Raw genomic sequence first — 21,856 nt, 5'->3', positions numbered from 1 at the left:
TATCAAATGGTAAAATTGTGATCGATTGGGCAGATCAGGCTGCGCCTTCGCGCAATTCCGAGATCACTTTTGCCCAAAGTTCAGGCGGTTGTGCACCCGGTACCGCATGTTGATTGGCCACGATAAAAGTCGGTACCGACTGGATGCCCATCTGGCGGCTGTGCGCGTCCCGTGTGGAGATATCCTCGCGGTCTGCATCAGAGGCCAGAAGACGCCGCACAACGCTTGCGTCCATGTCGATACTGTCGGCGATATCGGCCAGAACATCATGATCCCCGATGTCCCGTGTTTCGACGAAATAGGCTTTGAACAGGGACGATACCGCTGCTGTCTGCTTGCCTTCGATCCCGGCCCAGTGGATCAGGCGGTGGGCGTCAAGCGTGTTGGGTGTGCGTTTCATGCCCTCGAAATCGATCTTGAGGCCTGCCTTTTCCGCATGTTCCACAACCGGTGCATAGGCCCGCACCGCGCCTTCCTTGCCACCGAACTTACCTTCCAGATATGCGCGCCGATCCATGCCCTCGGCGGGCATGTCAGGGTTCAGTTGAAAGGGATGCCATTCGATCACGAATGGGTGGTCCGGATGCGCCTCAAGCGCGCGATCCAGGTGGGCCTTGCCGATATAGCACCACGGGCAGATCGGGTCGGACATGATATCGAGCTTGATCGAATCGGGCATCAGGTGGCTTTCGTCGTTTTGGGCCAGAACAAGGGCAGCCGCCGCCGAACCAGCTTGCCATTTGCGCCGGTGGGCAGCATTGGCAGGTGAACATAGGCGCGGGGGTGTTTGTATCGCGCCAGCTTGGTGTCGACATAGGCGCGCAAGCTGTCCTCGTCCAGTGGTGCGGCTGCGGTGTAGAACGCGACGATGATGAAGACGCCGGGCTTCACCTCGATCTGGGTGGCACCAACGCCGGTCAGACCGGGCGCGTCCGCCAACGCCGCCTCGACCTCAAGCGGGGATACGCGATACCCGCCTGCGTTCATGATGTCATCGTTACGGCCCAGATAGGTGATCTGCCCGTCCTCATCCATGGCGCCCACATCGCCAGTGAGAAACCAGTTTCCGTCAAAGCGCGCGGCGGTGTCGTCAGGGGCGTGCAGGTATTCCAGCATCAGGCCGGGATCGGATCGATGCACGGCGATGGTGCCGGGTGTGCCACGCGGAACCGGACCGTCGTCGCCGAGGATTGCAACATGCCGTCCGGCCTGCGGTTGGCCGAGCGTTCCTGTCTTGGCAGGATGTGCTGGGCTGGCCGAGATGAAGGTCGAGCATTCGGACATGCCGTAGGCTTCGAACAGGTTGGTGCCGGTTGTGTCCCGCCATCTGTCCAGCGTGGTTTGCGGCAGCTTTTCCCCGGCGCTCAGGCCATGGCGCAGGTTTGGTAAGGCTGGCAGTTCTGCGCGGTCGAGCATCTGGCGATAGACGCCTGGTGCGGCAGCAAAGATCGTGGCCTTGTGCGTGGCGAGAAGCGGGCCAAGCACCTCGGACGGTGTGCCCGCGGCAGGAATGAGTGCCGTTGCCCCAGCGGTCCACGGGTCCATCAGCCCGGTTCCCAGCGTATAGGTCCAATTGAAGGCGCCAGCGTGCATCAGAGTGTCGTCGGCGCGCAGCCCATACCACCCATCATGCATCATCTGCCGTGCCCAGATGGCACGATGCGCATGGGCCACTGCGCGTGGCTGGCCTGATGTGCCGGAGGTATAGATGATGTAGCCCAACCGTTCAGGATCACCCATGTGCCAATCGGCTGGCGCATGGTTGCGCAAGGCCTGCAACGTGGCCAGGCCAATCTCTGGCGCACCGGGGGCGGTTGTCACGCCGGGGTCCCGCAGGATCAGGCGGGGGCGCAGCTCGGACACGATCCGCGCAACCTCTGGTCTGGTCAGCGCGGCAGATGTCGGGACGGGGACAAGACCCACGGCCAGTGCCCCCAGATATGCGATGGGAAAGTCGATTGTGTTCCCAAGGCGCAGCAGCACGATATCACCGGGCACACATCCTGCCGCCAGAAACCCGCCGCCCGTGCCTAGCACAGCGCGCTTCAGGGTTTCGTATGTCATGGATGTCGCTTGGTCGCCGTTCACGACGGACAACGCGACTTTTTGTGGTTGGGTGTCGGCGCGGCCCAAGACGTGAGCGGCCATGTTGAACGGGGACGGGCAGGGCGGCATCGGGCCGCCGTCGATGACGCTCAGCATGGGTGGCGTTGCAAGCCTTGGGCCTGCGTCCTATAGAAGTCGTCATGCAAGGAAAAGATCCCAAGACACTGATCCAGATCGCCCGCTCTACGGGCCACGATGAAACAGCCGAGCCGCTGGATCTGGGCGCACGTGTGCGCGAGTTGCGCAAGGCGCGCGACTGGACGCTGGAACAGGCGGCGAACCAGGCCGGATTGGCCCGGTCGACCCTTTCCAAGATCGAAAACGGTCAGATGTCGCCCACTTACGAGGCGCTCAAGAAGCTGGCCATTGGTCTTGAGATCAGTGTGCCGCAGCTGTTCACGCCGCCTGAAAAGGGCCAGATTAACGGCCGTATGGTGGTGACGCAATCGGGGCAGGGTAATGCTCAGGCCACTGTGACCTACGAACACGAGCTTTTGGCCGAAACGCTGACAAAGAAGCAGATGTTGCCGTATCGCGCGCGTGTACGGGCGCGGTCGATGGATGAATTCGATGGTTGGGTGCGGCACGATGGCGAAGAATTCCTGTATGTGCTGACCGGAGTCATCCGCCTGTATACCGAGTTTTATGAACCCGTCGATATGCGGCGGGGCGATAGCGCGTATTACGATGCCACGATGGGCCACAATGTGGTGTCCGTCAGCGACGAAGATGCTTTGATCTTGTGGGTGACGTCACTCGCCTGAGCGCGATCACGCGGTGTGCAGAGCCTTGGCGCGCCGCGACAGGAAGGCGTCAAACGCGTCCTGCGCTTCTTTCAATGACATGTCGTGGGTTGCGGCGAGGTAACTCTCGAAACGGTCTTGATCTGCCTTGAGAAAGGGCATCGCGCTGGCTTCGAGTTTGGGAAATTCCTGGCACAGCGCGTGGTAGCTGTCCGCCCAATTGCGGGTCAGATCATTCCAGTTCATGTATACCCCCGATTACCTTTGGTTTACCACGTGCGGTGCTTGCACGTGGCGGCCAGCAGGTCCCACTGCAGGCCAGACATCCACCCTGCGCCAGACAATATTGCAAATTCGTGACAGTTCAACCTTTGATCAGAAGCAGTCTGCGCAGGATCGGATGCGCGATCAGAGCGGTCAGAAGTTGCACGCCGACGAAGGCCGCAACATGCCCCGGGTAAATGCCTGCAAACGTGTCGGAAAATCCGCGTGCAATGGTAACTGCCGGATTGGCAAAGCTGGTTGAGGCCGTGAACCAGTAAGCGCCGGTGATGTAGAGTGCGACCAAAGTCGGTACAGCCTCGGGGCGCGAACGCAGGCCACCGAAGATCACAAAGAGCAATCCAAAGGTGGCTACGCCCTCGGACCACCATTGCGCGAGACCGGTCCGATGCAAGGTTGTGGAACTCTGCAAGACGGGCAAATCGAACATGAGGTGCGTGGCCCAGACGCCCAGAATGCCTCCCGCAACCTGCACAGCCCCATAACCAAGGGCAGGGCGCGTGGCGATGTCGCCCCGCAACCAAAAGGCCAGAGTGACCGCTGGATTGAAATGCGCGCCGGAGATCGGACCCAACACGGTGATAATCACGTAGAGCATGCAGCCGGTCGCGATAGCATTGGCCAGCAGGGCGATGGCGACGTTTCCGCCTGCAAGCGCCTCGCCCATGATGCCCGACCCGACCACGCCGATGAGAAGCAGCGCGGTGCCCAGCCCTTCGGCCCAGAGTTTCTGTGTCATGTCAGTGGCCGAAGATCAGTTTGCGTCCCACCACCAGAATTGAGGCATCCAGTCCGGGCCGTCGCCATAAAGCGGGATCACATCGGGGTGTTTCATTTCTGAGACATGAGCGATGCGGCCGGTCGTGAATTGCCAGAACGGCACGACGTAACGCCCGGCGATCAGCAACCGGTCGAGCGCGCGTGTGGCTGCAATGCTGTCCTCACGCGTTGTGGCGGTCAGCATGGCGGTGATCATGGCGTCGATGGCCGGGTCCTGCACACCCATCAGGTTGCCGGAGCCGTCCTCGACCGCGGCATCGGTTCCCCAATAGAACCATTGTTCATTGCCGGGGCTCAGGGATAGCGCACGACGGATATAGGTCATGTTGAAGTCGAAACTGTCTTCGCGTGCCGTGAACTGAGCGCCGTCCACAAGGTCAACGGTGACGTCAATGCCAAGCTGCTCCAGTGCTTGGATGTAGAGGTTGGCAATCGCCCGGTCCTCGGTCCGTTGCTGGTCCAGCAGGATAGTAAAACGCATCGCCTGACCGTCAGCGTTGCGCAACTTGCCTTCCTGTGTTGTCCAGCCGGCCTCTTCCAGCAGGCCGATGGCGCGTCGCAAGGCCCTGCGGTTGCGCAAGGTGCCGTCGCTTTCGGGCAGCGCGTAGCCTTCCATGACGCCGGGCAGCAGTTTGCCGTTGAATGGGGCAAGCAGTTCGGCCACCCGGCCCTTGGCGGCGCCCGGCTCCATCGCCAGTAGCGAGTTCGAGAAGTAGGAGGTGATGCGGGGCTGTGCGCCGCCGGTCAGCGTGTCGTTGATATATTCGAAGTTGAAGGCGGTGATCAGGGCCTCGCGCACCCGCCAGTCATCAAAGGGTGCGCGGCGGGTGTTCATGACAAAGCCGGTGATGCCTGACGGCTTCTGGTGGGTGATCTCGGTCTTGATGACATCACCGGATTGGACGCGCGGGAAGTCATACTCGCTGTTCCAGGTTTCGGCGTTGAACTCGCGCCAGGCCGAGATTTCACCTGCCTTGAAAGCCTCCAGCACCACGTCACCATCGCCGTAGAAATCAATTTTGATCTCATCGAAGTTGAACGTGCCACGACGGAAGTTCAGGTCATTACCCCAGTAGTCGGGGTTGCGGGTCAGAGTGACATAGCGCGCGCCCTCGTAATCGCTGACCACATAGGGGCCGGAGCCGATGGGCACATCGTTGATCGTGGAATTGGCAAAATCCTTGCCCTCCCACTGCGCCTTTTGAAGGATCGGACGCATCCCGGCGAGCAAGGCCAGTTCCCGGTTTTCCGTGTTGAAGGTGAAGCGGATGCTGCGCGGACCGGTTTGTTCAAGGCTTTCGATCTGTGTCCAAAGGCTGCGGTACCTGCCATGCCCCTCGGTGCCGAGCTTTTCATAAGACCACAGCACGTCCTCGACCGTCACAGGGCTGCCGTCGGAAAATTGCGCCTCTTCGCGCAGGGTGAATTCAACCCAGGACCGCTCCTCGTCCGTCTCAATCGATTCGGCGAGCAATCCGTATAGAGCAAAGGGTTCGTTCCGGCTGCGGCCCATCAGGCTTTCATGGGTTAAAAAGCGGAGCTGCCAGGGCACGTTACCCTTCTGGATGTAGGGATTGAGCGAATCAAAGCTGCCCGTATTGGCAAGCGTGATGTCACCACCCTTGATTGCATCGGGATTTGCGTGCGGAAGGGCCACAAAATCCGGTGGAAGGGCGGGGTCACCATACATAGCTATGCCATGACTTGGCTCTGCTTGTGCCATCGAGGCCATCGATACTATGCCCGCAAGAATCGCACCCGTGGCATAGAATCTTGTGCGTCCATTTTGGAAAAAATGCCTGCTCATTTTGTAAACAATCCTTGATCGCCCTTGTTTTGTTAACAATAGCGGCGCTCGGACATTTACGCATTATCAAACTTTTAGCTTGGACTCTTCGGGCGGGTTTGCGTATAACAAGGGCACTGCTCGATAGGTTTCTTGCCTGTATGAAACCTGCCTCAATAACTTAACGCCAGCTTCGTGCTGGCGTTTTTTTTTGTGCGAAACCCAGCCGGACAGGCGGTGCAGCCATTTCTTTCGCAAGTGCAGCATGACAGGATGTGTGCAGTTTTGACGAAAGGACCCCGCTCATGGCTTTTGAGATTTCCCTAACTGGCAAGACGGCCGTCATCACCGGTTCGAATTCAGGGATTGGCCTGGGTATGGCCTGGGAACTGGCGCGCGCTGGGGCGGACGTCGTTCTGAACTCGTTTACGGACCGCGCCGAGGATCACGCGCTGGCCACGAAGATCGCGGACGAGACCGAGACAAACGCCCGCTACATTCAGGCCGACATGTCCAAGGGGGATCAATGCCGCGCCTTGATCGAAAAGGCGGGGGCCTGCGATATCCTGATAAACAATGCAGGTATTCAGCACGTGGCAGGCATTCCCGATTTTCCCATCGAAAAATGGGATGCCATCATCGCCATCAACCTCAGTTCGACCTTTCACACCACCGCTGCGGCCCTGCCAATGATGCGCGCTGCCGGATGGGGCCGGGTCATCAATGTCAGTTCGGCCCACGGGTTGACCGCGTCGCCGTACAAGTCGGCTTACATCGCCGCCAAACATGGTGTTGTCGGCCTGACCAAGACAACAGCGCTGGAAACAGCCGAGGAACCAATCACGGCCAATGCCATCTGCCCGGGCTACGTGCTGACGCCGTTGGTCGAAAGCCAGATCCCGGACACGATGAAGGAATACGACATGGAGCGTGAAGAGGTGATCAAGAACGTCATGCTCAAGCGCCAACCGTCCAAGGAGTTTGCGACCACGGAACAGATGGGCGGCACTGCCGTCTTCCTCTGTTCGCCTGCGGCGGACCAGATCACCGGCACGACCATCAGCGTTGACGGCGGTTGGACAGCGCTCTGATCCATCTTCATCTTGCCAAATAAACTTCCGCCGGAGGCTCCCGCACTCTCCACCAGATCAAAGGGTTGATCCATGACGCGCAAGAAAATCAACGTGGCACTGCAAGGCGGCGGCGCGCATGGTGCGTTCACATGGGGGGCGCTGGACGTTCTGCTGGCCGATGATCGGATCGAAGTGGCCGGGATTTCGGGCACATCTGCCGGGGCCCTGAACGGTGCGGCCGTCAAGGCCGGACTGGCGATCGGCGGCGAAGACGACGCGCGCGAGAACCTTGATTGGCTTTGGGGGCAGGTGGCTGGCGTGCAGGACATGCGCATGGCGCAATGGATGGCGCCGTTTGGCCCAGCACAGGTGTCCCAGGCGCTTGAAAATTCTATACCTTATGCTGTGGGCGATGCGGTCGGGCGGATGCTGTCGCCATATCTGTATGGTCCGTTCTATCGCAATCCGCTGACCGACATCGTGTCAAAGTTCAACATGGAGAAAGTCTGTTGCGACGACGGCCCGCAATTGTTCATCAACGCGACGCGCGTGCGCAACGGCAAGCTGCGGGTTTTCAAGCAGGCCGAGGTCACGCCGGATGCCATCATGGCCTCGGCCTGCCTGCCGACGCTGTTTCAGGCAGTCACCGTCTATGACAGTGAAACCGGTCAGGATGAGGAGTTCTGGGACGGCGGCTACACCGGTAACCCCGCGCTGTTCCCGCTATTTGACGCGTCACTGCCAGACGACATCGTTGTCATCAACATCAATCCGCTGGAGCGTGAGCAATTGCCACGGTCGCCGCAGCAGATCCAGAACCGGATCAACGAGATCAGCTTCAATTCGTCTCTGCTGCGCGAGATGCGCGCCATTTCATTTGTGAAGCGGTTGATTGACGAGGGGACGATTGAGCGCGGCAATATGCGCCGGGTCAACATGCACATGATTGCTGACGATGCGTTGATGAACGACCTGAGTGTTGCGACCAAGATTGTCCCGAATGGCTTTGTCATGGGGCGGTTGCGGGATGCGGGCGCGCGCGCAGCAGAGGAATTTCTGGCCGTACATTTCGATCAGATCGGCAATGGTGACAGCGTAAATATGCCCGAGATGTTCAGTTGAACTTCTGTGGTCCCTGTCACTTCGGCGGTTTGGTGGGATCCTTGCCGTTGGGATAGACCAGTCCGGCGGAAATCACCAACTTTGCGGCGTCCTCAACGGACATGTCCAATTCGATCACGTCTTCGGCTGGCAGAAACAGCAGAAAGCCCGATGTCGGGTTTGGTGTGGTGGGCACAAAGATGCTGAGCAGCGCGCCGGTGTTGCCGGCCCTTTCGCTGACCTCGCCCTTGGCGGTGGTCGAGATAAAGCCGATGGCCCAGATGCCCTTGCGCGGATACTCGATCAGGCATGCGTTTTCGAATGACCGCTCGGATTGGGCAAATATGGTCTCGGAGATCTGCTTGATCCCGGAATAGATCGACCGCACGACCGGGGTACGTCCCACAAGGCTTTCCGCGTACCGGATCAGCGAATTGCCGATGTAGCCCTTGGCGATCCAGCCGACGAAGATCGTGAACAGAAGGAAGACGATCACGCCCACGCCGCGGACGTTCACATGAATCCAATCCGGGTTCGGAACAACAGCGCCGTTGCGCTCGATGAAACGTGGATTGTTCAGCCAATAGTTGACGATCGAATCCGGCTGCCAAACCGTGGGCACCAGCGGCCAGACGAACCCGTCGACCCAGCCGATGACAGTCCAGATCAGCCAGATGGTCAAGCCAACAGGCGCAATAACCACAAGACCGGTCAGAAAGGAGGCGCGCAAGCCGGAAAACAGGCCAGGCTGCCTGGGCTCTTTGGGGTCAAAAGGAGTGGTCATCAGGATCCCGGCGCAAGTTCACGGAAGAAGTAAGTCAACGTGTCCGGCACTACAATGGTTTCCGCCCTTTATTCAGGCATTTGGCCCCATTGCGCCCAATTCCGTTGCAATGGCGGCTGCCAGCCGCGCATTGTTGCGCACCAAAGCGATGTTTGCCGTCAACGAACGCCCGTCCGTCAACTCAAAGATGCGTTGCAACAGATACGGCGTCACCCCTTTGCCGGTGATGCCGTGTGCATCCGCGTCTCGTGCGGCCTGTGCGATGATGGGGGCAAGTGTTGCCCGGTCAATCTCGTCCGTTTCGGGGATCGGGTTTGCAATCAGTTGGCCGCCCGGAATGCCCATGACGGCGCGTTGCGTGTGGGCCGCGGCGATCGATGCGGCGCTGTCCATGCGCAGGGGTGCGGCAACGCCTGCACTGCGCGACCAGAAGGCGGGCATGTCGTCCTGCCCATAGGCAATGACGGGCACGCCTTGGGTTTCCAAGACCTCCAGCGTTTTGGGAATGTCGAGGATGGCCTTGGCGCCAGCTGCAACGACCGTCACAGGGGTCTGCGCCAGTTCCAGAAGGTCGGCAGAGATATCAAAGCTGTTTTCCGCCCCCTTGTGCACGCCGCCGATCCCGCCGGTGGCGAAGACTGAGATACCCGCGATCCGGGCCGCGATCATCGTTGCAGCCACTGTTGTCGCGCCGGTGCCGCCATTGGCGATGCAGGCTGCCATGTCCGCACGGCTCAGCTTGGCCACGTTCCTGGACTGCGCCAGTGTTTCAAGCTGCGCCTCTGTGAGGCCAACATGCAATGTGCCGTTGATGACGGCCATGGTCGCGGGCACCGCTCCGGCCGCGCGGATGTCGGCTTCGACCTGGCGCGCGACCTCAAGGTTCTGCGGATAGGGCATGCCGTGCGTGATGATCGTGCTTTCCAGCGCAACAACCGGCGCGCCTGTGGCCAATGCGTCTGCAACTTCGGGAGAGGGGGTGAACAGGGTCATGTGGGTGTCTTTCCTGAAACATAGATCGCGGCGGCTTCCAACGCGGCGTGCAGCGCTTCGGGGCGTCCTGCGCCCCGGACTTCCGCCGCAATGTGGGCTGCCATGAATGTATCACCGGCGCCGGTGATCCGGGTGACCAAAACCTGCGGGGGTGTTTCGCTGACCAGCCCGTCAGCCGATCCTTCGGTGGCCGTGTTGCCACCGTCCGTCACAAGGACACGGGCCGCACCGCGGTCCAGCAAACCCTCGGCCGCGTCCATTGATGTTTCGAAACCGCGTTGGCAGAGCAGGCCCGCTTCTTCGAGGTTCACGTAGAGCGTCCCGCGGCTGTGCGTCAAAAACGGACCCAGCCGTTCGGCCTTGCCGGGAGAGGCCGGGGCGACGCGCAGGTCTGCATTTGCAAGAACCGGGCTGGTCGCAATCTCGTTCAGCAGGTCCAGTGTCAGGTTGCCATCAAGGGCTGCAAGGCCGGTGTAGGGCGCGCGATCTGTTGCGATGGTGCCATCGGTCAGCGGGCGCAAGATCTTGGCTCCGGCGCTTTCCAGCGAATGCGCGTCTGCGATGGCTGCGATCAGGCCATTGGCACCTTCGACGGCCATGTACTGGTCGGTTGGCAGGTCCTCGGAGCGATAGACGGTGTCCGTGATCATGCCGCGCGCGGTGCAGGCGGCAATCAACTCGTCCCCTTCAGCATCGCGGCCAATGGCCGTCAGCAAGGCGGGTGTCAGGCCGAAACGGGCCAAAGTCATGGCGATGTTCATGGCAACACCGCCGGGCAGGCGGGTGATCCTGCCCGGCACGTCTGATCCTTGGCGCATCGCCAGCGGCGCGCGGCCGATCACGTCCCAGAGGACGGAACCGATGCAGAGAATGTCATGTGAGCGCGTCATGCCCGCCTTGTGCCGTCCACTGCGGGAAGAGGCAAGGGGATGTGGTCACCGGGTCGGGACGGCGAATGTCAAAGCGGCCCAGAACGTGTCCCATACGGCGTCGCCGCCATCTGTTATCGGCGCAATCGATACGGCATCGAACAGATAGGCGTGACCAGGTTCCACCGGAACGGATGCGATGCCCGCGTCGTCCGTGCGATGCAGGGTGACGGAAACATTTCCATCAGGAGCATGATCAAACACCTCGACCTGTACGTCTGGCCGCACAGCACCGTCGAGATTGACTTGCACCCGCATAGTGCCATCGAACGCTGGCGCGTAGGGGTTGGTCAACGCTATGAATTCGGTTTTCAGACCCAGTGCCCGATCCGCGCCTTGACCATCTCCAACAGCGATCAGGGACTTAGCGTGGCGGGTGTAGCGTTCTTTGAAAGGTGGCTCAGGGAAGCCATTGCTGGCGTGCCGGGCTTCGATGTTCGCGAAATCCTTGTGATCGGCGAATTTCTGAAACTTTGCCCAGTCTTTATACGTTAATGAAGACGATGTCGTTTCATGCACAACCACGACCAGACCGTCGACAGGTGCGGGCACATCAAGGGCCGGATTGTCACCCATTCGCGCTTCGACCGGGCGTATGGTGTCACCGACCACCACGTCGAACCGTTCGATGCGACGGTCGAAATAGGCCAGGTTCACGCCTTCGAAGTTCTCACCATTCTTCAGTCGTGCCACGATTTTAGCCGATGGCTCCACTTGATACGTCTCTGGTTCAATCCAGAATTCATGAGCGGTTGCGCTTGTCGTCAGGATGGCGCACCAAAGAGCAAATAGAAGACGGACGATATACATGCAGGCTGCCTTTGTTCGAGTGCCTTTGAAGCTGCGGCTTTGGGCGGTGTTGTCAACTCTTTGCTGGGCGATTTGGTCCAATGTGGCTGTGGCTCACGAAGTTGTGCCGACGATTGCGGACCTAACCGTTGTGGATGGTGTGGTGCGGCTTGAGGTGCGCGTGAATGTCGAGGCGCAGTTGTCGGGCATCGATCTGGATGTTGTGGCAGATACGGACAATGCCGAGAATGCGGGCGATTATGACGCCTTGCGCGCATTGAGTGGCGCAGAGGTCGAGGCGCGTGTTTCTACGCTTGTGACGACATGGAACAGTTTGCCGTTGCTGATCGCCAATGGTGAGCCCGTTGCACTCAGCCTTGAAAATGTGACCGTGCCCGAGGTGCCAAATGAAGAGCTTGCGCGCATTTCCGACGTGGCGCTGAGCGGATCCGTCCCCGCGGGGACAAACGTTTTGCAGGTGGCCTGGCCTGACGGTGCGGGGGATCTGATCCTGCGCCAGCAAGGGGTAGAGGCGCCCTATACCGGGCTGATTGGTGGTGGCGAGAACAGTGGCCCGATTGCGGTTGCCGGTGGGGATGAGGCGTCTGGCTGGCAGACTTTTGGTGCCTACGTCCCGGTTGGTTTTGACCATATCCTGCCTAAGGGGTTGGATCACATCCTGTTCGTTCTTGGTCTTTTCTTCCTGTCGACCCGTTTGGGTCCACTTCTGTGGCAGGTCACGGCGTTTACGTTGGCGCACACGGTCACGCTGGCGCTTGGGGCGCTGGGACTGGTGAACATGCCCGGCAGTATCGTTGAGCCCTTGATTGCGGCCTCGATCGTCTATGTCGCGGTCGAGAACATCTTTGCCCGTGGTCTCAACCGGTGGCGGCCCATGATCGTGTTTGGCTTTGGTCTGTTGCACGGCCTTGGCTTTGCGTCCGTGCTGGGGGAGTTCGGCCTGCCAGAGGGGCAATTCATCCCGGCCCTGATCGGGTTCAACGTCGGGGTTGAGCTTGGTCAGTTGACCGTCATTGCCTTGGCGGCGTTCGCCTTGTGGCTTGGTGTCCGTGCTGCGCGCGTGTCTGACCTTGAGGGGCAGGAAGAGACGATCACCGATTACAACGTAATGTTCCGAGCGTGGTCGATGACCGGATCGTTGATCATCGCGGTTGTGGCGATCTATTGGGTGATCGAGCGGACGCTTCTTTAACCCAGAGGGTCCATCAGGCGGGCAAGGGCGGCGGCGGGATCCTCGTCGCCCCAAATCTCTTCGCCCACGCCGAAGAAATCGGTGATGGGGGCGAGCCGCTTGACGATGTCGAGGGTCAATCCCCCCTCGGCCACGATTGGCACCTCGATCATCTCGGACCACCAGGCGAACAGATCATCCTCGGCCGTTTCTTCATCTCCGACACCGGTGAGCGGGCCGAAGGCGACGTAATCCGCACCGGCCTCGCCCGCGGTCATGCCATCGTGGCGGGAGGTGCCGCAGTAGCTGCCGACAATGGCATCCGGGCCGAGCGCCTTGCGCGCGTCGCGCACGGATTTGGAGGCGTCGGACAAGTGTACGCCATCCAGACCCAGACGTTCGGCCAGTTGCGTGTGATCGCTGACCACGATGGCGACGTCATGGGTGTGGGCCACTTCGCGGCAGGCGTCGGCGGCGCGGGAAATGCGGTCTTCGTCGCGGGTGGCGAGGGCCAGCCGAATGCACGCCACGTCATGCGCATCAAGCACCGAGGCCAGTTGATCGGGGAACACCGACAGCTCGAACACGGGCGGGGTCAGAAGGTAGATCTGCGGCTGCTCGGGGGCACTCATTGGCGTGGTCCTTTTGTTCTGGTTGTCGCTCTAGCCGGAAAACACATGGGATGAAAAGATTTATGCCTCCGGCGGAAGTTTATTTTGCAAAGTGAAAGGGATTGTCGGGTGTGTCGTCGCGGGGTAGATGGCGCGCCATGACACCGACATTTGTACTGACGCGTCCCCAGATGGGCGAGAACATCGGGGCTGCGGCCCGGGCGATGTTGAACTTTGGCGTGGACCGGATGCGCATCATTGATCCGCGCGATGGATGGCCGAACCCGGCCGCCGTGGCCATGGCCAGCGGGGCAGGCCGTGTGCTGGATGCGGCCACGGTGCATCCGGACGTGGCGGGCAGCCTGTCGGATTGCAGCTTTGTCTATGCCACGACTGCGCGGATGCGGGACATGACCAAGGATGTCCTGAGCCCCGAGGCCGCCATGCGGGATGCGGCGCGCCGGATTGCCGAGGGCCAGCATGTGGCCGTGATGTTCGGCCCGGAACGCGCGGGCCTTGAGAACGAGGATATCGCGCAGGCCAATGCCCTGATCTCGGTACCTGTAAACCCCGAGTTTCCGTCGCTGAACCTGGCCCAATGCGTGTTGCTGGTGGGCTATGAGTGGATGCGTGCGAGTGCAGAGGTAGAACATCGCGTGGTCGAGATGGCAGGCACGGACTGGGCCGACGGCCATGAGATTGACCACTTGGCGCGTCATTTCGAGGAGCGGCTGGAGGACGCTGGTTTCTTTTTCCCCGAGCACAAGGCGCCAAGCATGAAGATGAACCTGCGCAATCTGTGGAGCCGGATGCCCCTGACACGTGCCGACGTACAGACCCTGCATGGCATGCTGCGTCAGATGGTCCGCTGGGCGTCGCGTCAGTGACGCTGGACCTTGGGTACGGGCGGGCCTAGGTTGCGCGTCAACACAGAAACCCGAGGCTGAAATGGCAAAGAACCGCAGCATTTTCGAAGAGGTTGGCACCACTGAAAAACAGGTGGTTGAAACCGGGGTCATCGACAAGGGCAGGGGCGGTGCGCGCGGTGCCATCCGGGTCTGGCTGATGATCCTTTTCGCCCTCGTGGTCGTGATGATCGCGGTGGGTGGGTTGACCCGTTTGACCGATAGCGGCCTGTCCATCACGGAATGGCGTCCCTTTACCGGGGCCATTCCACCACTGAACGAAGCGGATTGGCAGGCGGAGTTTGCCCTGTACCAGCAGATTGATGAGTTTCGTATCCAGAACCAGTGGATGACGCTTGCCGATTTCAAGGTCATATACTGGTGGGAATGGGGGCACCGGCAGTTGGGTCGGATCATTGGTCTGGTCTGGGCCATCGGGTTTTTCTGGTTCCTGATCCGCCGCCAGATACCCACGGGTTGGACGCCGCGATTGTTGGGGCTGGGTGTTCTGGGTGGCCTGCAAGGGGCCATTGGCTGGTGGATGGTTGCCAGCGGTGTGACGCAGGGCGAGGGCATGGTGGATGTGGCCAGCTACCGGCTTGCCACGCATCTGGGCCTTGCCTTTGTCATTTTAGGTTTCATCGCATGGTACACTTACCTGCTGAGCCGGTCCGAGCGGGATCTGATGCAGGCGCGCCGGTCGAAAGAGGCCAAGCTGTTTTCGATGTCGACGGGCCTGATGCACTTTGCCTTTCTGCAAATCCTGATTGGGGCGCTTGTGGCTGGCATTGATGCCGGGCGGTCCTATACCGATTGGCCGCTGATGGGCGGGCAGGTGTTCCCGGCCAGTGCCTTTGTGTTCGAGCCGTGGTGGCGGAACCTTTTTGAAAGCCCCGGGCTGGTCCAGTTTATCCACCGCGTGACCGGCTATCTGCTGTTTGCCTTTGCCGTGGTGGTCTGGTTGCGCGGACGCAAATCGGCGCATGAGAACACGCGCTTTGCTTTCAATGCCGTCTTTGCAGCGATGAGCCTGCAGATCGTACTGGGCATCGCGACCGTGCTTTATGGGGCACCTTGGCAAGTGGCGATCCTGCACCAATTCCTGGCTGTGGTGCTGTGGGCGCTGATCCTGCGCGCCCGTTTCCTGTCGGCCTATCCCATTGCCACATCCATTCGAGGAACTTCCTGATGAAAGCGTTTGACGACCTTTTGGCCTTTGATCACACGACACAGGCCTTGGGGCAGGTTGCGGGACGTCTGGGCTGGGACCAGGAGACGATGATGCCGCGCGGCGCTGCTGCCCAACGGGGCGAGGAAATGGCGGCGATGGAAAGCGTTCTGCATGCCCGCCGGACTGATCCGCAGGTGGGTGAATGGTTGGCCGCGATTGAAGGGGGCGTGCTGGACCAGGTGGGTGCGGCGAAGCTGCGCGAGATCAAGCGCAGCTATGACCGGGCGTCGAAGGTGCCGGCCGATCTTGCGGCCCAGATCGCGCGGGTGACGTCGACGGCACAAGGCAAATGGGCCGAGGCGCGCGAAGCGGATGATTACAAGGCGTTCGCGCCTGTGCTGGAGGAGGTTGTCACCCTCAAACGCGAAGAAGGTGCGGCGCTGGCCAATGGCGGCGATCTGTATGATGCGATGCTTGAGGATTACGAGCCGGGCACCACGGGCGCGGATCTGGAAGCGATGTTTGGGGCACTGCGGCCCGCTCTGACATCCCTGCGCGCGGCCATTCTGGAGCGCCCTGCGCCCGATGGAGTCACCGGGACATTTGACGACGTGGTGCAGCTTCGGCTGAGCACGCTGTTGGCCAAGACATTCGGCTATGACATGGGCCATGGGCGGATCGACAAGGCAGTACACCCGTTCTCATCCGGGTCGGGCACAGACGTGCGGATCACGACGCGCATCAACCCCGAAGACCCGTTTAATTGTTTCTACTCGACCATCCACGAGGTCGGGCACGCCTGCTATGAGCAGAACATCGACGATGCCTATCTGATGACCGCGCTGGGGCGCGGGGTGTCGATGGGAGTGCATGAGAGCCAAAGCCGCATCTACGAGAACCAGTTGGGCCGCAGCCGTGCCTTTACCGGGTGGCTCTTTGGTCAGATGCGGGATGCGTTCGGGGATTTCGGGATCGAGGGGGAGGATGCGTTCTTTGCTGCGGTGAATATGGTCTCGAACGGCTATATTCGGACCGAAGCGGACGAGGTGCAGTACAATCTGCATGTGCTTTTGCGCTTTGATCTGGAGCGGGCGCTGATGTCTGGGGACCTGAGCGTCAATGACTTGGAAGCCGCTTGGAATGATCGGTTCGAGGCTGATTTCGGATATGCCGTCGATAAGCCGTCAAACGGTGTGTTGCAGGATGTGCATTGGTCTGTTGGATTGTTCGGGTATTTCCCGACCTACTCCTTGGGCAATGTATATGCCGGGTGTCTGCACGAGGCTTTGCGTGCCGCCGTGCCGGACCTTGATGCGCAGCTGGCACAAGGGGATACATCGGCGGCGACGGCGTGGCTGCGCGACAATTTGCAAACCCATGGCAGCCTGTATGAGCCGCGCGAGGTGATCGAACGTGCCAGCGGGCGCAGCCCCGGCCCAGAGCCTCTGGTCGCATATCTTCGGAACAAGTTCGCGGGCATCTACAGGTTGTAGAACTGTTCTGCGCCACAGCATCGCCCAAGTGTGGGCCCAGCTGAGTCGCAATCGGCCACGATACTACTCTTGATAGTATTGAGAGGTGGCTGTGATGCGCGCAATTCTGGCGTTGGTTTTGATGGTCTTTGGCTTTGCAGCAAGTGCAGAGCCATCGCTTGATCGGCAGCTTTTTGACAAGGTTCAGGACGGTGACTTCATCGCCGTTCAGGCATTGATCAAAGACGCACAACAGCGCTTTGAACGGGATGATCTGAGCGCGGATGACATGCGCGATTTGTTTATCGTATTGTCGCGCAGCCACCCGAAAACAACCACCTTTGTGAAGGAGTGGTTGAACCGGGACACCGGCAATCATTACGCGCGGATTGCCCGAGCCTGGAGCCTTTGGAATGCTGCAGGCGCCATCGCGTCAAGCCGCAACGGTTGGAGCTATGATGTCGCGCGCAAGATGCGGGACCAAGGCGTGCTGCATGCCCGGTTTGCCTATGCCGCGGCACCCGGTCTGATCCCGGCCTCTGATGCTGTGATTGTCATGTATGGCTATGACAAACAGGTTGGTGATCCTGTCGCCGCTGTGAATCGTGTCATGGACAGTCATCCGAATTGGGGCACCTTGCAACGTGCATATGATTTTGTTGGGCGCTACGGAATGGAGGCGATAGCCACCTTTTGCCAGGAATATGCCACTCGCATCTCGGACGAGGCGCGGACCTTGTGCCTGATGTACGGGCAGACGGTTTATGGCGACGTAAGAAACCAAGACATCGCTGAGTGGCCGGACTACAATCCCGACAATCCGGACATGGTAACGGTCAGATTGCTGAACATGATGAACAATTTTGGCCATGACACAGTGTCCGAAGCTCAATTGGACTGGATCGAAAGTGCGTTCGTGAGCATGGAACCAGATCTGTATGAACTGATGGATCTGGACAGGTGGGCGAGCACGTTCCAAAACCGCTTCGGCCTCTACCACAAGCGCCGCAACATGAAAAACAAGATGCGACGGGCTCATCTTGAGCGCAGTCTTGCGTTCCTTGAAATGGACCCGCTCAATCTTCGCCTTTTGGACATGGTTGAGGATGTTCAATTCGAACTGCCGTGGATCACCGTTTTTAACGCAGACGGCAGCGCGACGACACGGCGCGTGAACAGCGATGAAAGCGAGGTGGACAAGACAGAGCGGCTTGAGGCGCTGGCCAAACAGAAGCGCGACTTTTCAGTTCGCAGGCTTCATGCTGCACCGTACTCAAGCGACTTTTGGCACAGATATGCGAGCGCGCATATCCAAAGCGATTTCAGTCAGTACTACGCTTACGAAGACGCCGAAATAAACGCGCTTGTCTATGAAAGTGACATTGTTCGAGGGCTCGATTTGTATCTTTTGTCAAAAACCCGGCAAGTACAGACCTACTATGACGCCCAAAAGGATGGTGCGACACCGCAGTGGGTCAAGGCCGCTGAAAGCGTAGACTTTGAACGAGATATCTTGTGCCCATTTGTACGCGCAGAGCGGCTGCGGGCGCACATTTGCGAGCACGACGCGGATGTGTACCCAAGTTGCGCCGAACACATTCCGTTAATGGAAGAGAGCTATGCCATCGTCGTGGACATGGCGCGTGATACGCCGCACTGCAACGCGGTGCGCGAGGCCGAGATCGACACGCTGTGGTACACGCCGATCCCTTTACAAGATGTTCTGCCGCCGCTGAACTGAAGATCAGCCTTCGCCGCCTTCTTCCTCTTCGTCGCCCTGATCAGCGATCCATGCGACGCTGACGACTTCTTCGCCCTTGCCGGTGTTGAAGACGCGTACGCCTCCAGCGTTGCGCGAGCGGAAGCTGATGCCATCCACGGGCACGCGGATTGACTGACCCTTGGATGTGGCGAGCATGATCTGGTCATCCAAGTCGACGGGGAAGGATGCCACGATGTCGCCGCCGCGCATGGCCTTGTCCATCGCCGCCACGCCCAAACCGCCGCGTCCACGGACAGGATAGTCATGGCTGCTGCTGAGCTTGCCTGATCCTTGCGCCGTGATCGTCAGGATCAGGTTTTCGGCCGCAGACATTTCTGCATAGCGTTCCTGGCTGATGGTTGCGTTGGCGTTGGTTTCTTCCTCGTCGGATGCTTCGCCATCGTCGGCAAGTCCGGCGACGGCGCGGCGCATCTTGAGGTAGGCCGACCGTTCATCGCTGGTTGCATCGAAGTGGCGTATGATCGACATGGATACGACGTTGTCCGACCCGCTGAGCTTGACACCACGCACGCCCACCGAGTTCCTGCTGTTGAACACGCGCACGTCGGTTGCCGGGAAACGGATGGCTCGGCCGGAATTGGTGACCAGCATGACATCATCGTCGTTCGATGCGATGCGGGCGTTGATCAGGGTTGTCTCCGCGTGCTCGTCCTCGAACTTCATGGCGATCTTGCCGTTGCGCATGACGTTGGTGAAGTCAGACAGCTTGTTGCGGCGCACGGTCCCGGCAGAGGTGGCAAACACGACCTGCAGGTCGTCCCATTCTTTTTCATCCCGGTCGACTGGCATGATGGCGGCAATGCTAACCCCTTGGGGAATAGGCAGAATGTTCACGATGGCCTTGCCCTTGGACGTGCGGCCGCCCTGCGGCAAGCGCCATGTCTTGAGCTTGTAGACCATCCCGTCGGTCGTGAAGAACAGAAGCTGCGTATGGGTATTGGCAACGAAGAGGGTGGTGATCACATCCTCTTCCTTGGTCTGCATGCCCGACACACCTTTGCCACCGCGCTTCTGGCTGCGGAAATCGGCAAGCGGGGTGCGCTTGATGTAGCCGCCGGAGGTGACGGTCACGACCATGTCCTCGCGCTCGATCAGGTCTTCGTCTTCCATGTCGCCAGACCAGTCGACGATTTCGGTGCGGCGGGGCACGGCGAAGAGCTCCTTCACCTCGGTTAGCTCGTTCGAGATGATGCCCATGATTCGTTCGCGGCTTCCGAGAATATCGAGGTATTCTTTGATCTTAGCTGCCAGTTCTTCAAGTTCGTCAGTGACTTCCTTGACCCCGATCTGGGTCAGGCGCTGCAGGCGCAGATCGAGGATCGCGCGGGCCTGGATTTCGGTCAGGTTATAGGTGCCATCATCGTGCATCTTCGACAATGGGTCGTCGATGAGACGGAGGTAGCTTTCAATCTCTGCTGCGGGCCAGCGGCGTTCCATCAGCTTGGCGCGCGCCTCTGCGGCGTCGGCGGAGGAACGGATAGTGGCAACAACTTCGTCCACGTTTGAGACCGCCACTGCGAGACCACACAGGATGTGTGAGCGGTCGCGAGCCTTGCGCAGATCGAAGGCAGTACGGCGGATCACCACTTCTTCGCGGAAGTCGAGGAAGGAGGTCAGGAAGCGCCGGAGCGTGAGTTGTTCGGGGCGTCCGCCGTTCAGCGCCAGCATGTTGCAGCCGAAGGAGGTTTGCATTGGCGTGAATCTAAATAGCTGATTCAAAACGACTTCTGCAGTCGCATCCCGTTTCAGTTCGACCACGACGCGGACACCGTTGCGGTCGGATTCATCCTGAACGTGGGAAATCCCCTCGATCCGCTTGTCTCGGGCAGCCTCGGCGATGCGTTCAATCATCGTGGCTTTGTTCACCTGGTAGGGGATTTCGTCGATGACGATGGCGTAACGGTCTTTGCGCAGCTCTTCGACCCGTGTTTTGGAGCGGACGATGACGCTGCCGCGCCCTTCGAGATAGGCTTTGCGCGCGCCGGAGCGGCCCAGCATGATGCCGCCCGTCGGGAAGTCGGGGCCAGGCACGTAGTCGATCAAGGCTTCGGACGACAGGTCCGGGTCTTCGATCAGGGCAAGGCAGGCGTCGACCACTTCACCCAGATTGTGGGGTGGGATATTGGTCGCCATGCCGACGGCGATGCCGCCCGCACCGTTGACGAGCATGTTCGGGAAGCGCGATGGCAGGACGGTGGGTTCGCGGTCCTTGCCATCATAATTGTCTTGAAAATCAACGGTGTCCTTGTCGATGTCTGCCAGAACAAAGGCGGCGGGTTTGTCCATCCGCACTTCGGTGTAGCGCATGGCTGCGGGGTTGTCGCCGTCCATGGAGCCGAAGTTGCCTTGCCCGTCGAGGAGCGGCAGGGACATCGAAAAGTCCTGCGCCATGCGCACCAAGGCGTCATAGATCGCGCTGTCGCCATGGGGGTGGTATTTACCCATGACATCGCCCACGGGGCGCGCGGATTTGCGGTAGGATTTCTCGTGCGTGTTGCCGGTTTCATGCATCGCGTAAAGGATGCGGCGGTGCACTGGTTTCAAGCCGTCGCGCAGATCGGGGATCGCACGAGACACGATGACAGACATGGCATAGTCCAGATAGGACGTGCGCATTTCGTCTTCGATCGAGACCGAGGGGCCATCATAGGCTGGCCGTTCGGGCATCATTTCATCATCGTTTTCAGGAGGTTGGGGCGTGTCGTTCACGTTGATCTGCTCGTTCTGTCGCGTGCGCTATATATTGCGGTGCAGTCTATCAGAAAGCGCAGATAGGGTGCAATGGTGCGGAGGCGATGGTTGTTAGCAGTCTGCCGTGTCTGATGCCAAGACGCTGTTTTTATTGAAAATTAATACTCGATCCGTTCTGCTGGACCAACAAGGCATAAAAACGGAGGCGAAACATGGCATATACCGAAACGGAACTGATGTTGAAGGGATATGGCCTGACAACGGCCGAAATGATCTATCACATGCCGGATTACAGGCACGTGTTGAATACCTTTGTCTGGCAGCACTATGACCTCGCGCCGGACCATCCGCGCCTGTTCAAATTCATCGATTTCTGGAAGGCCGAGATTGAGGGAGCACTGCATTCCGTGCGCTTCACCCATCGCAAGATGATCGCACCGGGGGAGTGGCGGAATGTGACGGGTGAATTCACGGTGCATTGAGAGGTTAATGACGCGCGCGGTGGGGTGCGACGGGCGGCTGATCGACCAAACTGCGTGTTTTGAGACGCAAACTGCGCATTTTGGCGGGAAAACTGCGTCTTTTGGATGCGCGGCGTCCCTTAACCCATTGGTAGGGTGCGTGCAGGCGTTAACCTTTGTCGGTTTTGGTCCGTCATGTGCACT

General features: G+C 59.7%; 20 protein-coding genes. 9 read left to right on the top strand and 11 right to left on the bottom strand.

Features of this window, described 5'->3' with window-relative positions; all coding sequences use genetic code 11:
- Positions 1–34 precede the first annotated feature (34 nt).
- Positions 35–679, bottom strand: a complete 645-nt coding sequence (locus tag AC53L6_RS09920; protein ID WP_299198896.1) for a DsbA family oxidoreductase — start codon at positions 677–679, stop codon at positions 35–37.
- On the bottom strand, positions 679–2,202 hold the full coding sequence (locus tag AC53L6_RS09915) for a class I adenylate-forming enzyme family protein (protein WP_496907735.1): 1,524 nt from the start codon (positions 2,200–2,202) through the stop codon (positions 679–681). The genes AC53L6_RS09920 and AC53L6_RS09915 overlap by 1 nt, the downstream gene beginning before the upstream one ends.
- Positions 2,203–2,246: 44 nt before the next feature.
- On the opposite strand from AC53L6_RS09915, the gene AC53L6_RS09910 reads away from it, so the two are divergent.
- Positions 2,247–2,870: a helix-turn-helix domain-containing protein gene (locus AC53L6_RS09910; protein ID WP_299198883.1), complete on the top strand. Its 624-nt coding sequence runs from the start codon at positions 2,247–2,249 to the stop codon at positions 2,868–2,870.
- Between the two features lie 6 nt (positions 2,871–2,876).
- Here AC53L6_RS09910 and AC53L6_RS09905 read toward each other — a convergent pair whose 3' ends face one another.
- The 3 genes from AC53L6_RS09905 to AC53L6_RS09895 form a co-directional block, all read right to left on the bottom strand.
- Positions 2,877–3,095: a hypothetical protein gene (locus AC53L6_RS09905; RefSeq protein ID WP_299741671.1), complete on the bottom strand. Its 219-nt coding sequence runs from the start codon at positions 3,093–3,095 to the stop codon at positions 2,877–2,879.
- A 118-nt stretch (positions 3,096–3,213) separates the two neighbouring features.
- Entirely contained in the window at positions 3,214–3,870 is a 657-nt protein-coding gene (locus tag AC53L6_RS09900; protein WP_496907734.1) for an aquaporin, read from the bottom strand.
- Positions 3,871–3,885: 15 nt separating this feature from the next.
- Positions 3,886–5,643, bottom strand: coding sequence for an extracellular solute-binding protein (locus AC53L6_RS09895; RefSeq protein WP_496907733.1), 1,758 nt, complete (start codon positions 5,641–5,643; stop codon positions 3,886–3,888).
- Positions 5,644–6,002: 359 nt separating this feature from the next.
- Here AC53L6_RS09895 and AC53L6_RS09890 point away from each other — a divergent pair, with 359 nt between their 5' ends.
- The gene (locus AC53L6_RS09890) at positions 6,003–6,788 is read left to right on the top strand and encodes a 3-hydroxybutyrate dehydrogenase (RefSeq protein ID WP_496907732.1); all 786 of its coding nucleotides are present in this window, start codon (positions 6,003–6,005) and stop codon (positions 6,786–6,788) included.
- Between the two features lie 72 nt (positions 6,789–6,860).
- On the top strand, positions 6,861–7,892 hold the full coding sequence (locus AC53L6_RS09885; RefSeq protein WP_496907731.1) for a patatin-like phospholipase family protein: 1,032 nt from the start codon (positions 6,861–6,863) through the stop codon (positions 7,890–7,892).
- Between the two features lie 16 nt (positions 7,893–7,908).
- Here AC53L6_RS09885 and AC53L6_RS09880 read toward each other — a convergent pair whose 3' ends face one another.
- The 4 genes from AC53L6_RS09880 to AC53L6_RS09865 form a co-directional block, all read right to left on the bottom strand.
- Positions 7,909–8,655 (bottom strand): DUF502 domain-containing protein, encoded by a 747-nt coding sequence (locus AC53L6_RS09880; RefSeq protein WP_299198809.1) that lies wholly within the window; start codon positions 8,653–8,655, stop codon positions 7,909–7,911.
- Between the two features lie 72 nt (positions 8,656–8,727).
- A complete protein-coding gene (locus tag AC53L6_RS09875) occupies positions 8,728–9,648 on the bottom strand; it encodes a pseudouridine-5'-phosphate glycosidase (RefSeq protein WP_299596848.1) in 921 nt (306 codons plus the stop codon).
- Complete coding sequence (locus tag AC53L6_RS09870) at positions 9,645–10,538, bottom strand: PfkB family carbohydrate kinase (protein ID WP_299596845.1); 894 nt, start codon at positions 10,536–10,538, stop codon at positions 9,645–9,647. The genes AC53L6_RS09875 and AC53L6_RS09870 overlap by 4 nt, the downstream gene beginning before the upstream one ends.
- A gap of 45 nt (positions 10,539–10,583) precedes the next feature.
- Entirely contained in the window at positions 10,584–11,387 is an 804-nt protein-coding gene (locus AC53L6_RS09865) for a DUF4198 domain-containing protein (RefSeq protein WP_496907730.1), read from the bottom strand.
- Here AC53L6_RS09865 and AC53L6_RS09860 point away from each other — a divergent pair.
- Complete coding sequence (locus AC53L6_RS09860; protein ID WP_496907729.1) at positions 11,386–12,579, top strand: HupE/UreJ family protein; 1,194 nt, start codon at positions 11,386–11,388, stop codon at positions 12,577–12,579. The two genes, AC53L6_RS09865 and AC53L6_RS09860, sit on opposite strands and share 2 nt — an antisense overlap.
- Here the strand turns inward: AC53L6_RS09860 and AC53L6_RS09855 are convergent.
- On the bottom strand, positions 12,576–13,190 hold the full coding sequence (locus AC53L6_RS09855) for a thiamine phosphate synthase (RefSeq protein ID WP_496907728.1): 615 nt from the start codon (positions 13,188–13,190) through the stop codon (positions 12,576–12,578). The genes AC53L6_RS09860 and AC53L6_RS09855 overlap by 4 nt on opposite strands.
- A gap of 137 nt (positions 13,191–13,327) precedes the next feature.
- On the opposite strand from AC53L6_RS09855, the gene AC53L6_RS09850 reads away from it, so the two are divergent.
- The 4 genes from AC53L6_RS09850 to AC53L6_RS09835 all read left to right on the top strand — a co-directional run bounded on the left by AC53L6_RS09850 (position 13,328) and on the right by AC53L6_RS09835 (position 18,458).
- Positions 13,328–14,056 (top strand): RNA methyltransferase, encoded by a 729-nt coding sequence (locus AC53L6_RS09850; RefSeq protein ID WP_299198728.1) that lies wholly within the window; start codon positions 13,328–13,330, stop codon positions 14,054–14,056.
- Positions 14,057–14,117: 61 nt separating this feature from the next.
- Complete coding sequence (gene ctaA / locus AC53L6_RS09845) at positions 14,118–15,263, top strand: heme A synthase (protein WP_496907727.1); 1,146 nt, start codon at positions 14,118–14,120, stop codon at positions 15,261–15,263.
- Complete coding sequence (locus AC53L6_RS09840; protein WP_496907726.1) at positions 15,263–16,738, top strand: carboxypeptidase M32; 1,476 nt, start codon at positions 15,263–15,265, stop codon at positions 16,736–16,738. The genes ctaA and AC53L6_RS09840 overlap by 1 nt, the downstream gene beginning before the upstream one ends.
- Positions 16,739–16,832: 94 nt before the next feature.
- A complete protein-coding gene (locus AC53L6_RS09835) occupies positions 16,833–18,458 on the top strand; it encodes a hypothetical protein (RefSeq protein ID WP_496907725.1) in 1,626 nt (541 codons plus the stop codon).
- 3 nt (positions 18,459–18,461) lie between these two features.
- On the opposite strand, the gene gyrA is transcribed toward AC53L6_RS09835, so the two are convergent.
- Positions 18,462–21,209 carry a DNA gyrase subunit A gene (gene gyrA, locus AC53L6_RS09830; RefSeq protein WP_496907724.1) on the bottom strand — a complete coding sequence of 916 codons (2,748 nt, stop codon included), beginning with the start codon at positions 21,207–21,209 and terminating at the stop codon, positions 18,462–18,464.
- A 194-nt stretch (positions 21,210–21,403) separates the two neighbouring features.
- Here gyrA and AC53L6_RS09825 point away from each other — a divergent pair, with 194 nt between their 5' ends.
- Positions 21,404–21,673 (top strand): usg protein, encoded by a 270-nt coding sequence (locus tag AC53L6_RS09825; protein ID WP_496907723.1) that lies wholly within the window; start codon positions 21,404–21,406, stop codon positions 21,671–21,673.
- The last annotated feature ends 183 nt before the right edge of the window (positions 21,674–21,856 follow it).

It is taken from the genome of Tateyamaria sp. LSS28, from assembly GCF_059611725.1.
The sequence above is the reverse complement of the archived record's forward strand: the minus strand, read 5'-3'. Positions and strand labels throughout refer to the sequence as shown.